Source organism: Kitasatospora sp. SC0581 (genome assembly GCF_048159585.1).
Classification (GTDB): domain Bacteria; phylum Actinomycetota; class Actinomycetes; order Streptomycetales; family Streptomycetaceae; genus Kitasatospora.
In genome coordinates this window covers 92252-106139 of record NZ_JBLRWA010000002.1, presented here as the reverse complement: position 1 = coordinate 106139, position 13888 = coordinate 92252, and the positions used below count along the sequence as shown (strand labels likewise).

The following is a 13888-nucleotide window of genomic DNA, read 5'->3' as shown; positions in this document are numbered from 1 at the left end:
GCCCCGGTCGGGACACGGCCGCACCGGAGCCGTCGCGGCCGCGCCCGGCGGCTACGCCCAGGCGGCGCCGACGAGTTTGGCGTGCAGGGCCAGGGCGGAGGCGTCCGTGAGGGTGGCGATCTGGTCGACGACCGTGCGCAGGGCGGCGCGGTCGTCCTCGGCCTCGTGGTACATCGCGGCGAACACCGGGTCCAGCCCGTCGGGGGCGCGCTGGGTGAGGACGTACGCCAGCTCGGCGATCACGATCCGCTGGCGGGCCCGCAGCTGGGCCTGCTCGTCGCGCTGCATCACGAAGCGGACGGCGACCGCCTTGAGCACCGCGCACTCCAGCCGGACGTCCCTCGGCACCACCAGCTCGGCGGCGTAGCGGGTGAGCCGGCCGGGGCCGTAGCGGGCGCGGGTGGCCTGCTCGGCGGCCAGGCAGAAGCGGCCGATCAGCTGGCTGGTGAGGTCCTTGAGCCCGGCCCGGGCCCGGGCGGTGCCGTCGTAGGAGCGGGGCCACCACTCCTGGGCGAGCAGCCGGTCCAGGGCGGCGGCCAGCTCCTCCGGCTCGGCGTCGGGGGCGTAGCGCTCGGCGACCTTGAAGAGTTCGGCGCGCTCGCCGGGGGCGCGCAGCACGGCCGGGTCGATGTGGCCGGCCTGGAGGCCGTCCTCGACGTCGTGGGTGGAGTAGGCCACGTCGTCGGACCAGTCCATCACGGTGGCCTCGAAGCACTTGCGCCCGGCCGGGGAGCCGGCCCGCAGCCAGCGGAAGACCGGCAGGTCGTCGGCGTAGACGCCGTACTTGGAGGAGGCCGGGTCGGTGGGGTGGGCGCCCTTGGTCCACGGGTACTTGCCGGCGGCGTCGAGCGCGGCCCGGCTCAGGTTGAGGCCGACGCTGCGGCCCGGCCAGGGGGCGAGCCGGACGGCCGGCTGCTCCCCCTCGGGCGCGAAGCGCTTGGGTTCGAGCCGGGTCAGGATGCGCAGCGACTGGGCGTTGCCCTCGAAGCCGCCGCAGGCCTCGGCGGCCTGGTCGAGGGCCTCCTCGCCGGTGTGGCCGAACGGCGGGTGGCCGATGTCGTGGGCCAGGCAGGCGGTCTCCACGAGGTCCGGGTCGCAGCCCAGGGCGGCGCCCAACTCCCGCCCGACCTGGGCGCATTCGAGGGAGTGGGTGAGGCGGGTGCGCGGGAAGTCGCTGCGCATCGGGGCGACCACCTGGGTGGTGCCGGCCAGTCGGCGCAGCGCCGCCGAGTGCAGCACCCGGGCGCGGTCCCGCTGGAAGGCCGTACGGCCCGGGCGCTTGTCGGGTTCGGGGACCCAGCGGGCCTCGGCGGCGTGGTCGTACGTGATCGGGGCGGCGAGGCGGTGCGTGGTGTCGTCCATATGTCCTTCACCGTACGCCGCGCCCCCGACACGCGGGGTGTGCCGCGCACGAAGGGGTGCGGGCCGGGGCGTGAACGGTGCGCGGCGCGCGGGTGCCCGCCCCGGTGGGTCGGCCCCACCCGGCCGGCGCACCCCTCGTGCCCCCTCCGTCCCGCGCCCCGGCGCGGGCGTCCTCAGCCCTTGATCGCCTTCAGGACCACCCCGGACATCGCCTCCTGCCCCTTGGCGTTGGGGTGGATCGGCGCCGACCCCTGGGCCGGGAGCGGCGGCTCCACCCAGCGCTTGTCCTCCCCCGCGCACATGTCGTGCCCGGCCGAGGGCCCGGCGAGGTCGACGAACACCGCGCCGGCCGCGTCCGCGCGCTTCTTGAGCATGCCGTTGAGCTGCTGCTGCTTCTCCACCAGGAAGGCGAGGTCGGAGGCGGCCACCGCGTTGCCCAGCACCGGCAGGCAGTTCGCCGGGTCGGCCGGGAGCAGCCCCGGGTAGCCGATCACGTACACCTTGGCCTTCGGGGAGCGCTTCTTGACGTCCTGGAGCACCTGGCCGATCCGGTCGCCGGCCGCGTCCACCTTGCGCTGGACCTCGTCGGTGCCGCTGCCGGCGGCGTAGTGGTCGCGGCAGGGCGAGTCGCTGATCCGGTCCGCGCTGTCGCTGATCACGCCCTTGACGATGTCCACCAGGTTGGCCTTGGCGCACTCCGTCACGACCTCGATGAAGCCGGCGTCGTTGCCGCCGATCCCCAGGGTGACCAGCCGGGTGTCCGCGGTGAGCGCGTCCAGCTGGGCCGGGTTGGTGCCGTCGGCGACCTTCTGCGGGCCGGTCAGGTCCCCGGTGCGGGCGCCGCTGCAGCTGACGTCCTTGAACTGGTCGGCGGCGAGCGAGAGCCCCTTCGCCACCAGGGACGGGTAGTTGGCCCCGGAGCGGTAGCAGGCGCCCGGCTCGCCGACCTGCGGGGAGATCTTCATCCCCGCGGTGTACGAGTCGCCGAGCGCGACGTACGGGCCGGTGGGCGGCGGGGCGGCGGTCGGCGACGCGGCCGCGCCGGCCCGCGCGCGGTCGGACGCCGTGCCCGCGGCGCCGCCGGCCCCGCTGTCCGAAGCGGTGTTGTCGGTGCAGCCGGCCAGCAGCGCTGCGGCCAGTCCGACGGTCAGGGCGATGGTCGGGCGAACGGTCCTCGGCATGGTCTCCCCCCGGGGATACGGGTCACGGTCGGCTCCTTGCGGCGGCCCGTCCCCCGGGCACATCAGGGGCCAACGAACGATCGCGGCCGATGACTCCCGCCCCGGCCGAATCGCCTTCCGGCGGGCCCGAACCGGCCGGAAACCGACCCCGGGGCCGTCCGGGCACCGGCTTCCGACCGCCTCCGCGCGCCCTCTCCGGCCGGCGCACTACGAAACCGCGTGCGCGTCGGCCGCTCCGCGTCGACTACTCCGCGCCGCGCTCGTGCTCGGCCAGGAACTGCTCGAAGCGCCGCCCCAGTTCGTCCGCCGAGGGCAGGTCCACCGGCTCGGCCAGCAGGCTCTCCCGGCCCTCCGCGCCCGCCACGGCGTCGTACTGGCCCTCCATGCCGCGGATCGCCGAGCGCAACTCGCCGTCCCCCTGGGCCAGCTGCTCCTCGATGTCGGCGTAGACCTCGGAGACCTGCTCGCGCAGCCCGGTGCCGGGCAGCACCAGCCCGGTGGCGGACTGCACCGCCTCCAGGACCTGCACGGCCGCCGCCGGGTAGGCGGAGCGGGCCACGTAGTGCGGGACGTGCACGGCGAAGCCCAGGACGTCGCACCCGGCCTCGGCCAGGCGGTACTCCACCAGCGCCTGGGCGCTGCCCGGCACCTGCGCCTGCTCGAACCACTGCGGGTAGCCCGGGGCGAGGTCCAGCCGGTTGCCGTGCGGCGTCATGCCGACCGGGCGGGTGTGCGGCACGCCCATCGGGATGCCGTGGAAGTCGATCGAGAGCCGGACCTCGAAGCGCTCCACCAGCTCGCGGACGGCCCGCGCGAAGCGCTCCCACTCGACGTCCGGCTCGGGGCCGCTGAGCAGCAGGAACGGCGCGCCGGCGGCGTCGTGGACGAGCTGGAGCAGGATCTCCGGGGGGTCGTAGGACGTCCAGTGGTCGTGGTCGAAGACCATCGCCGGGCGGCGGGCCCGGTAGTCCACCAGACGGTCGTGGTCGAAGCGGGCCACGACCTGCGGCGAGCCCGTCTCCAGCAGGTGGGCCACCACCTGGCCGCCGGCCTCCCCGGCGTCCATGAAGCCCTCGTAGTGCTGCAGCAGCACGAGGCCGGCACCGGTGTCGCGCAACTGCTCGTTGGCCGCGGCGACGGCGGCCACGCCCTGCTGATCCAGCTCGTACAACGCCTGGAAGTCACGCACCGCGCACCCAACCCCGTTCCCTGCTCGTTCCGGTCGACCGGCTTCTCGTCCTCTGCAGCGTGCCGGGCGCCGCCGGAATTCCCGCCCCGGCCCCGCCCCGCCCCCGCCCCGCGGACGGACACGTCCACGGGGCCGCGCCGGGGCCGTTCCGGAGCCGCTCCACGGCCGCTCCGGTACCCGTCCGACGGCTCCCCGGGGGGCGCGCCCGACGGCCTCGGCCGACCGCTCCGGACCATGATCGCACCCGACCGAAGAGCCCCTGGTCACGGCCCTGGTAGCGCCCTCGCGGGAGGCCCGTCCGCGGGGCCCCGGAACGGCCCGCGCGGCCATTCGCGTGCCGCGAAGTGACGCACCGCCTTCTGGCGGGTATCGTCCTCTCGCTGCCTCGCATCGTCGCGTCGTCGCCACGTCGTCCGTAACGCCGTCGGCCACGTCCCGGTCCGCTGCTCGGCCAGCCCCCACGACGCATCTTGCCTTCACCTGGCCGCCCGCTTCCCTTCGCGCTCTCGTCTCCTCTTCGGCCATTTCGCGGACGCACACTGTCCCCTCGCTGTTCCCGCCGGACCGGTCCGAGGACCCGTGTCCGTTCCGGCACCCCCGCGCCGCCCGCTCCGGGCCGCCGCCCCCACCCCGTTCGACCGGACCTCCGGCGTGCGCGGGTACCCGGCGGACGGACCCGGGCCCAGGCGTACCCATGTCCAGCGCACCCCGTGCCGTACCCCGGCCCGGGAGGCTCCCTCCGACCGATGAAGGACAGAAGGTTCCGTGCCCGTACCTGTCACCCTCACCGGCCGCACCGTGCGGCTGGAGCCCCTCGCCGCGCACCATGCCGAGGCCATCGCCGAGGCCGGCGCCGAGGACCGTACGACCTACGCCTTCACCCCCGTCCCGCACGGCCTGGAAGCCGCCCGCGACTACGTCGCGCGGGCGCTCGCCGACCAGGCCGCGGGACGGTCGCTGCCGTTCGCGACGGTGAACGTCGCCGACGGCCGGGTCGTCGGCTCCACCCGCTTCCTGGAACTCGACTACTGGCAGGGCCCGATGGTGTGGCCGCCCGTGCCCGGCGTCCCGTTCGGCGATCCGGCCACGGCCGTCCCGGACGCGGCCGAGATCGGCAACAGCTGGCTCTCGCCGCGCGCCCAGGGCACCGGCATCAACACCGAGGCCAAGCTGCTGATGCTGCGCCACGCCTTCGAGACCTGGGGCGTGCAGCGGATCTCGATGCGCGCGGACGCCCGCAACATGCGCTCGCGCGCCGCCATCGAGCGGCTCGGCGCGACCTCCGAGGGCGTCCGCCGGGCGCACTCGCGCGGGCTGGACGGGGTGGTGCGCTCCACCGCGTTCTACTCGATCCTCGACGACGAGTGGCCGGCCGTCCGGGACATCATCGAGCTGCGGATCGCCGCCGCCACCTCGCCGAGCGCCCCGGATCCGGCGATCAACCAGGAGTGCCTTAGACAGGGCGGCAGCGGCGCCGGGCAGCTGATGATCACGGTCTGAGGCCGGCCCGGAGCGGCTCGTAGCCGAGGCGCGCCAAGCCCAGGACGGCCGGCAGGGTCGTGCGGTCGTCCCAGGCCCGGTGGCGTCCCGGGTGCGCCTCGACCAGCGCCTCCACCGGCCGCCAGCCGCCCCGCACCCGGGACACCCGGACCCGGTAGACCTCCGCGCCGCCCACGCCGCGGTGCAGGTGCAGCACGCCCTCGGAGACCACGGACACCCAGCGCTCGTCCATGTCCCGGGCCCGCAGGCCGCGCCTGATCCGCTCCCAGTCGGCGTCCGACCAGAGCAGGTCCGGCACCGGGTGCGGGCGGGGCAGGCGGATCGGCGTCAGGTGCGGTTCCCCGGCCGCGCGGACGCCGCCCGGCTCCGGGAACGCCCACGCGGGCAGCGGCTCCCGGGCGGCCAGCCAGGCCCGCGGAATGCCTCCGGTGCCGGTGTGCGCCGCCACCACTCCCCCGGTGATGGCGGCGACGGTGTCCATGTCGCCGCCGGCCGCGACCGCCTCCCACACGGCGGTGCGGTAGTCGGCCAGGTTCCGGGCGGCGCACCACAGGGCGTACGGGACGGTGTCGGCCGCGGAGGTCCGGCTGCCGTTGCCGAGCACCTGCGCGGCGAGCCGGAAGTCCGGCCGGGCGAGCAGCCCGCGGGCCTCCTCCAGGCCGTCCCTGACCGCCCCGTTCGGGGTGAGGTCGGCGACCGCCGCCAGGAAGGCCTCCGGCGTCATGGCCTCCGCCCGCGCCCGCACCGCGTACGCGGCCGCCACCGCGACCGCGATCGCGCCGTCCACGGCCTGCGGGTGGGTGTGGGTGATGACGGCGGTGTCGGCGGCGGGCCGGACGACGGCGGCCGGGTCCTCGGCGTACGCCGCCCCCAGCGGGGCGGCCCGCATCGCGGCGCCGTTGCCGTACGAACCCTGGCCGTCGAAGAGTTCGGCGGCCAGCCGCCGGGCGTCGCCGCCCTCGCGGACCAGCCGGAGCAGCCGGTAGGCGGCCGGGCCGTAGCCGCGGTCGAAGTCGTGGCGGAGGGCGAAGGCGTGCGTGAGGTCGAAGGTGTCGATCGCGCCGCGCTCGGTGTGGGCGGCGTGGACCGAGCAGGCCATCTCGGTGTCGTCGGTCCAGGGCCAGGAACCGGGCGGTTCGGTGCGGGCGGCGAGGTGGGCCCGGGCGGTTTCCGGGACGAACATCTGGGCGCCGAGGGCGTCGCCCACGGAGAGGCCGTTGAGGGAGTCCAGCGCGGGGCCGGTGTGCGTGGATGGAATGGTCATATGCCCTCCAGCTCAGCGGGTTGACCGCCGTCCCGTCAACACCCGTGGCCGGTGTCCCCACCGACGGGGGATGTTTCGCATACCTCCGATTCCGGCGGGCAGGCACCGGGGCATGACCCGCGCGAACCCCCTCGACCCGGTCGCCCTGCTCGGCGCCGACCAGCAGCACATCGCCACCCGGGCGCAGCTGCGCCGGCTCGGGGTGCCCTCCGGCACCATCGCCCACCGGCTGCGGCCGGGCGGGCCCTGGCAACAGGTCCTGCCCCGGGTGATCTGCCTCCAGAGCGGCCGGTTGACGTTCCACCAGAAGCTGCGGGCCGCGCTGGCGTACGCGACGCCGAAGGGCCGCGACCCGCGGGCCGGGGAGGTGCTGCTGACCGGCTTCGCGGTGCTGGCCGAGGCCGGGCTGCCGAGCGCCGGGCACCCGTCCGACCTGAACGCCGTGGACATCCTGATCCCGACTCAACGGCGGGTCGGGGACAGGGAGTTCGTCCGGATCCACCGGGCCTCCGGGGCGATGCCGGGCGGCTTCGAGCGGGACGACGGGCTGTGGAGCACCACCGTCGCCCGGGCGCTGGCCGACCTCGCGCCGAGGGAGACCGGGCAGCGCCGGTTCCGGGCGCTGTGCGCGGAGGCCGTCCAGCGGCGGCACTGCGAACTCGGCGAGCTGCTCGACCAGTTGCTGTCCCGCCCGGGTGCGCTCGGACTGCCCCAGGTGGCCCGGGTGGTGGAGGACCTGACGGTCGGGGTGCGGTCGGTGGTGGAGGGCGAGGCCCGCGAACTGCTGGCGCACGCGGGGCTGCCGGAGCCGCTGTGGAACCCGGTGCTCTTCCTGGACGGCCGCTTCCTCGCCGTCCCGGACGCCTACTGGCCGCACGCCTGCGTGGCCCTGGAGATCGACTCCCGCGCCTGGCACCTGCGCCCCGCCGAGCACGAACGGGGCCTCGCCCGCGCCAACCGCCTCACCGCCGCCGGCCTCCCGGTGGTCCGCACCACCCCGGTCCAGCTCCGCCGCGACCCGGCCCCGGTGCTCCACGAGCTGACCGCCCTGGTCACCACCGGCCCGCACGCCCCCCACCCCCGCATCACCTGGCGCCGGGCCCGGTGAGGGGCGCGGCGAGGGCTGCCGAGGCCCCGCTCAGCAGCGGGAGTCGATCTCCTGGAAGGTGGCGTAGTGGTCGGCGGACCAGTACTGCTCGCCGGAGTCGCCGGTCACCACGCGGCGGGTGCCGCGGTCGTTGGAGCCGGGGGTGACGACGGTGTACTCGTGGTAGTAGCCGCCGGACTTCTTGGGGAGGCGGCTCTCGCGGTTCTCGAAGACGATGCCGTCGCGGTTGTACGGGTAGGGGCCGCCCTTGGCGATCAGGCCGAGGGTGTCCTGGGCCTGGCTGGGGAGCTTGGTGCGGCAGACGTCGGCCATGGCCGGGTCGGTCGGGACCCAGGTGCCGGCCGCGGCGGGGGTGGTGCCGGCGCCCCCGGCGGGCGGGCTCGGCTTGGGGGCCGAGGGCTTGGGCGCCGTGGCCCCGGACGTCGTGGCACCGGCGGCCGCGCTCGTGGTGGCGCTCGCGGCGGCCTTGGGGTGGCCGCTCCCCTGGTTGGCGAGGAGGTACCCGGCCCCGGCCAGGACCGCCAGGATCAGCACGGCCACGGCCACGAGCGGGTTTCTGCGGTTGGTCATGCGGTCCAGCTTGGCAGGCGGCCGGGCCGGGCCGGGCCGGCTACACACGTGGCCGCCGCCACACCGGCCGGTGCGCCGGTCCGTACGCGGACGTACGGCCGGGCGGGAACGGACGCCGTTGTCCGTTCCCGCCCGGCCGTGTCACGTACGCCGGTTCTCCTGCGCCGAGCTCCGGTGTACGCCCTCCCGACGGGAGGGGAAGCGGTCAGTCGTGCCCGCGCGTGAGGTGGGGATGCCTACCCTCCTCAGCGCGAGTCGCTGCCCGCCGTCTCGATGGCGGCGCGGCCTGCCTCCAGGCGCGCCACCGGGATCCGGAAGGGGGAGCAGGAGACGTAGTCCAGCCCCACCTCGTGGAAGAAGTGGACCGAGTCCGGGTCGCCGCCGTGCTCGCCGCAGACGCCGAGCTTGAGGTCGGGGCGGGTGGCCCGGCCGGCCTCGACGGCGTGCTTGACCAGCGAGCCGACGCCGTCGCGGTCGATGGTCTCGAACGGGGAGACCCCGAAGATGCCCTTCTCCAGGTAGGCGGTGAAGAACGAGGCCTCCACGTCGTCCCGGGAGAAGCCCCAGACCGTCTGGGTCAGGTCGTTGGTGCCGAAGGAGAAGAACTCGGCGGCCTCGGCGATCTGCCCGGCGGTCACCGCGGCGCGCGGCAGCTCGATCATGGTGCCGAGCTTGATGTCCAGCTTGACGCCGGTGGTCCGGGCGACCTCGGCGAGCACCCGCTCGCACTCGTCGCGGACCAGCTCCAGCTCCTGGACGGTGCCGACCAGCGGGATCATCACCTCGGGGCGCGGGTCCCCGCCGGCCAGCCGGCGCTCGGCGGCGGCCTCGGCGATGGCCCGGACCTGCATGCCGAACAGGCCGGGGATGACCAGGCCGAGGCGGACGCCGCGCAGGCCGAGCATCGGGTTCTGCTCGTGCAGCTTGTGCACCGCCTGGAGCAGGCGCAGGTCGTTCTCGTTCGGGTCCTTGCGGGCCTCGGCGAGGGCGACGCGCACCGACAGCTCGGTGATGTCCGGCAGGAACTCGTGCAGCGGCGGGTCGAGCAGCCGGACGGTGACCGGCAGGCCGTCCATCGCCTGGAAGAGCTCCAGGAAGTCGCCCTTCTGCAGCGGCAGCAGGGTGGAGAGGGCGAGCTCGCGGTCCTTGTCGTTGTCCGCCAGGATCAGGTGCTCGACCTCCTTGCGGCGCTCCTCGCCGAGGAACATGTGCTCGGTGCGGCACAGGCCGATGCCCTGGGCGCCGTAGCGGCGGGCGCGCCCGCCGTCCTCGGCGTTGTCGGCGTTGGCGCGCACCGCGAGGCGGCGGCGGCCGTCGGCGTGCGACATCAGCCGGTGCACGGCCTGGACGAGGCCGCCCTGGACGTCGGCGCCGGCGTGCAGGGTGCCCTCGAAGTACTCCACCACCGCGGAGGGGAGCACGGGCACCTCGCCGAGGTAGACCTTGCCGGTCGCGCCGTCGATCGAGACGACGTCGCCCTCCTCCAGCACCAGGCCGTCGGCGGTGGTCATCCGGCGGCGCTTGGTGTCGACCTCCAGCTCCTCGGCGCCGCAGACGCAGGTCTTGCCCATGCCGCGGGCGACGACGGCGGCGTGCGAGGTCTTGCCGCCGCGCGAGGTGAGGATGCCCTCGGCGGCGATCATGCCGTCCAGGTCGTCCGGGTTGGTCTCGCGGCGGACCAGGATGACCTTCTCGCCGGAGCGCGACCACTTCACCGCGGTGTAGGAGTCGAAGACGATCTTGCCGATCGCGGCGCCGGGCGAGGCCGCGAGGCCCCTGGCGATCTGCTTCGACTCGGAGTCGGGGGCGAAGCGCGGGAACATCAGCTGCGAGAGCTGGCCGCCGGTGACCCGCATCAGGGCCTCGTCCAGGTCGATCAGGCCCTGGTCGACCAGCTGGACGGCGATCCGGAAGGCGGCCGCGGCGGTGCGCTTGCCGACCCGGGTCTGGAGCATCCAGAGCTTGCCGCGCTCGATGGTGAACTCGATGTCGCAGAGGTCGCGGTAGTGGTTCTCGAGCGTCTGCATGATCGCCATCAGCTCGTCGTACGACTTCTTGTCGAGCTTCTCCAGCTCGGACAGCTGCAGCGTGTTGCGGATGCCGGCGACGACGTCCTCGCCCTGGGCGTTGGACAGGTAGTCGCCGTAGACGCCCTGGGTGCCGGTGGAGGGGTCGCGGGTGAAGGCGACGCCGGTGCCGGAGTCCTCGCCGAGGTTGCCGAAGACCATGCTGCAGACGTTGACCGCGGTGCCCAGGTCGTTCGGGATGCGCTCCTGGCGGCGGTACAGCCGGGCGCGGTCGCCGTTCCAGGAGTGGAAGACGGCGTGGATCGCGAGGTCCATCTGCTCGCGCGGGTCCTGCGGGAAGGCCCGGCCGGTCTCGCGCTCGACGATGCCCTTGAACACCTCGACCAGCGTCTTGAGGTCGGCGGCGTCCAGGTCCAGGTCGTTGACGGTGCCCTTGGCGTGCTTGGCCTCGTCCAGGGCCTCCTCGAACAGCTCGCCGTCGACGCCCAGCACGGTCTTGCCGAACATCTGGACCAGGCGGCGGTAGGAGTCCCAGGCGAAGCGCTCGTTGCCGGACTGGGCGACGAGGCCGGCCACCGAGGCGTCGGAGAGACCGATGTTGAGGACGGTGTCCATCATGCCGGGCATGGAGAACTTCGCGCCGGAGCGGACCGAGACCAGGAGGGGGTTGTCGGCCTGGCCGAGCTTCTTGCCCATCTCCTGCTCGAGGGCGTCCAGGTGGGCGCTGATCTCCTCGTGCAGGGAGGACGGCTCGCTGCCGGTCTCCAGGAAGACCTTGCAGGCCTCGGTGGTGATGGTGAACCCCGGAGGGACGGGGAGGCCCAGGTTGGTCATCTCGGCCAGGTTCGCGCCCTTGCCGCCAAGAAGATCCTTGAGGTCCTTGTTTCCTTCGGTGAAGGAGTAAACAAACTTCTGCTGGGACGGCACGGGTCGGTCTCCTCGTACGCGGTTGCCCTGACGCCGGAGAACATACCCATTTCGAAGGCACTTCTCTGCCCTGAATAGGCCACCCGAGGCTGGTACCCAGCGGTAACCCGCTAGATCGAAAGCACATAAAGGCGTTCACCTCTGTTGGTGAAATCGTCCGCCTGACGCGAGCAAGCATTCAACTCTTGAAGGCATGCACCCGCGAAGATCGTGCGATCCGGACGCACCGTAGCGACCGCGGGTCCATGGCGTTGCCCCGGCTTGATTTCCTGCACCCGGATCGCCCGATCACCGGTCGACCGACTTCGGGAAGCGATTCACAGCCGACCTGTCCATTTCGTCCACTGACCGGCCGTCAGCCCCCGCCGCGTGTGGCAAGCGTCACCAGAGCGTCTCACCGGTCGAACGTAGAGCGCCTGCGCCGATCGTCGCACTGTGTCCAGAAACGTGCCCGCTCCGTGACATTCGGACGCCGAAAAGGAGCCCTCTTGTCCAGGATGGACAAGAGGGCTGGGACCAGGTGGCCATCGACCCGAACGGGTCATTTTCGCCAGGTCGTACAGATCATCCGCCGGAGGTGTCCGATTCGGCGTCAGCACCCGGGCGGGCGCAGTCGTACGGATCGTCCAACCAGCCCTCCGGCAGGACCACCCGGTTGTTGCCGCTGGTCCGCCCGCGCGGGCCGTCCGCACCGTCCGGCCAGCCCTGGGACTGCTCCACCTGGGCGAGGGTTTCGGCCAGTTCGGCCAACGAGGAGGAGCCGGCCAGCCGCACCCGCAGCTCGGAGCCGACCGAGAAGCCCTTGGTGTACCAGGCCACGTGCTTGCGGAAGTCGATCACGCCGCGCGCCTCGTCGCCCAGCCACTCGCCGAGCAGCTGCGCGTGCCGCACCATCGCCGCGGCCACGTAGCCGAAGTCGGGGCGGGCGTAGTCCACGTCGCCCTCGAAGATCGCGACCAGGTCCTTGAACAGCCACGGCCGGCCCAGGCAGCCGCGGCCCACCACCACGCCGTCGCAGCCGGTCTCGCGCATCATCCGCAGCGCGTCGTCGGCCGACCAGATGTCCCCGTTGCCCAGCACCGGGATGTGCGCCGGGACGGACTCGCGCAACCGGGCGATCGCCGACCAGTCGGCCGTGCCGCCGTAGTGCTGGGCGGCGGTGCGCCCGTGCAGGGCGATCGCGGCCACCCCCTCCTCGGCGCCGATCCGGCCGGCGTCCAGGTAGGTGAGGTGGTCGTCGTCGATGCCCTTGCGCATCTTCATGGTCACCGGCAGGTCGCCCGCGTTGGCGACGGCCTCGCGCAGGATCTCGCGCAGCAGGTTGCGCTTGTACGGCAGCGCCGAGCCGCCGCCCTTGCGGGTGACCTTGGGGACGGGGCAGCCGAAGTTGAGGTCGATGTGGTCGGCCAGGCCCTCCTCGGAGATCATCCGGGCGGCCTTGCCGACGGTCACCGGGTCCACCCCGTACAGCTGGATGGAGCGCGGCTTCTCGCTCGGGTCGAACTTGATCAGCTGCATGGTCTTGGCGTTGCGCTCGACCAGCGCCCGGGTGGTGATCATCTCCGAGACGTACAGCCCCTTGCCGCCGCTCTGCTCGCGGCACAGGGTGCGGAACGGCGCGTTGGTGATGCCGGCCATCGGCGCCAGCACGACGGGCGGCCACACCTGGATCGGGCCGATGTCGAGCGGCGCGAACTCGGTGCCGGACGCGGTGGGTGCGGGCGTGACTGACATGCGCGGCTGACCTCGGGTGGTGGGGACGGGACTCTCCATTGTCCCCCACCCGGGTGAGCGGCCTCCGCCCGCGCCGGGGCTCCCCCGCTACGGGGCGCCTCGGCCACCGCCCGCCTCCCCTTACCGGCCGCCTCCGCCACCGGCCACCTCCGCTACCGGCCACCTCCTCGGCCGGACGCCTCCGGAACGGGCCGCCTCCGCTACGGGGCCGACGAGGCCGACGGAGCCGCCGGGGCGGTGGGCGCCGACGAGGCCGGCGCCGGAGCGATGGAGATCGACCCGGAGGTGACCGCGGCGTGCACCCGGTTCGGGCTCGCCGAGTCCGCCAGCCCCGGGTCGATCCGGCCGTTGCCGCTGCCGACCTCGCTGGAGACGGCGTAGCGACTGTCCTTCGGCAGGCTCATCTCCACCGAGCCGGAGGTGGCCGTGGCGTCCACCTCGCGCGGCGCCCTCGCGAAGCTCAGCTGCACCGAGCCCGAGGTGAGCTGCGCCGTCAACCGCGGGGCGCTCAGGTTGGTGCCCTGCACCAGACCGGAGGTGGCGTGCACCGTCACGTTCCCGGAGGTGTCGGACAGCAGCAGCTGGCCGGAGGTCAGGTCCAGCCTCACGTCCCCGCTCAGGCCCTCCACCTGGACGGAGCCGGAGGTCACCGAGCCGGACACCTCGGTCGCGGCCGGCACCTCCAGCTCGATCTCGGCACCGCAGCCGAGGTCCACGAACGGCAGGACCAGCCGGCAGTGCATCCCGACCGTGAGCACGCCCTTGTCGAAGACGGCGGACACCACCGGCTTGCGCACCAGCCAGTCCAGGCTCTGCCGGACCACCACGTGGCCCTCCCGTCCGGCCCGCACCCGGACCGACGCGGGGCCGGTCTCCAGCTGGACCCGGTGGATCTCCTCGTCGTACGGCCGACTGCTGCTGGTGCGCTGCTGCACCGCCATCGACCAGGTCTGCAGTCCGGCACCGATCATGACCAGGACGATCACGAGCGTCCCGGTGGCCCGCCAGCCCTTCACCCCCTTCACC

General features: G+C 73.8%; 10 protein-coding genes. 2 read left to right on the top strand and 8 right to left on the bottom strand.

Going from position 1 to position 13888, the window contains the following annotated elements; all coding sequences use genetic code 11:
• Window positions 1-51 precede the first annotated feature (51 nt).
• The 3 genes from ACLWS4_RS03570 to ACLWS4_RS03560 form a co-directional block, all read right to left on the bottom strand.
• Entirely contained in the window at window positions 52-1362 is a 1311-nt protein-coding gene (locus ACLWS4_RS03570) for a deoxyguanosinetriphosphate triphosphohydrolase (protein WP_049650217.1), read from the bottom strand.
• Between the two features lie 173 nt (window positions 1363-1535).
• On the bottom strand, window positions 1536-2543 hold the full coding sequence (locus ACLWS4_RS03565) for an SGNH/GDSL hydrolase family protein (protein WP_053111987.1): 1008 nt from the start codon (window positions 2541-2543) through the stop codon (window positions 1536-1538).
• Window positions 2544-2787: 244 nt separating this feature from the next.
• The gene (locus ACLWS4_RS03560; protein ID WP_117487697.1) at window positions 2788-3732 is read right to left on the bottom strand and encodes a PAC2 family protein; all 945 of its coding nucleotides are present in this window, start codon (window positions 3730-3732) and stop codon (window positions 2788-2790) included.
• Window positions 3733-4497: 765 nt separating this feature from the next.
• On the opposite strand from ACLWS4_RS03560, the gene ACLWS4_RS03555 reads away from it, so the two are divergent.
• The gene (locus tag ACLWS4_RS03555; protein ID WP_049650219.1) at window positions 4498-5232 is read left to right on the top strand and encodes a GNAT family N-acetyltransferase; all 735 of its coding nucleotides are present in this window, start codon (window positions 4498-4500) and stop codon (window positions 5230-5232) included.
• Here the strand turns inward: ACLWS4_RS03555 and ACLWS4_RS03550 are convergent.
• Window positions 5222-6496, bottom strand: a complete 1275-nt coding sequence (locus tag ACLWS4_RS03550; RefSeq protein ID WP_416873337.1) for an ADP-ribosylglycohydrolase family protein — start codon at window positions 6494-6496, stop codon at window positions 5222-5224. The two genes, ACLWS4_RS03555 and ACLWS4_RS03550, sit on opposite strands and share 11 nt — an antisense overlap.
• Window positions 6497-6608: 112 nt before the next feature.
• Between ACLWS4_RS03550 and ACLWS4_RS03545 the strand changes: the two genes are divergently transcribed.
• On the top strand, window positions 6609-7604 hold the full coding sequence (locus ACLWS4_RS03545) for a hypothetical protein (RefSeq protein WP_416873336.1): 996 nt from the start codon (window positions 6609-6611) through the stop codon (window positions 7602-7604).
• Between the two features lie 30 nt (window positions 7605-7634).
• Here ACLWS4_RS03545 and ACLWS4_RS03540 read toward each other — a convergent pair whose 3' ends face one another.
• From ACLWS4_RS03540 to ACLWS4_RS03525, 4 genes are all read right to left on the bottom strand, one after another.
• On the bottom strand, window positions 7635-8174 hold the full coding sequence (locus tag ACLWS4_RS03540; RefSeq protein WP_053111988.1) for a ribonuclease: 540 nt from the start codon (window positions 8172-8174) through the stop codon (window positions 7635-7637).
• Window positions 8175-8419: 245 nt separating this feature from the next.
• Window positions 8420-11128: a pyruvate, phosphate dikinase gene (gene ppdK, locus ACLWS4_RS03535; protein WP_074000751.1), complete on the bottom strand. Its 2709-nt coding sequence runs from the start codon at window positions 11126-11128 to the stop codon at window positions 8420-8422.
• A 564-nt stretch (window positions 11129-11692) separates the two neighbouring features.
• A complete protein-coding gene (dusB, locus tag ACLWS4_RS03530) occupies window positions 11693-12862 on the bottom strand; it encodes a tRNA dihydrouridine synthase DusB (RefSeq protein ID WP_416873335.1) in 1170 nt (389 codons plus the stop codon).
• A gap of 200 nt (window positions 12863-13062) precedes the next feature.
• Window positions 13063-13887, bottom strand: coding sequence for a DUF4097 family beta strand repeat-containing protein (locus ACLWS4_RS03525; RefSeq protein WP_416873334.1), 825 nt, complete (start codon window positions 13885-13887; stop codon window positions 13063-13065).
• Window position 13888 lies beyond the last annotated feature (1 nt).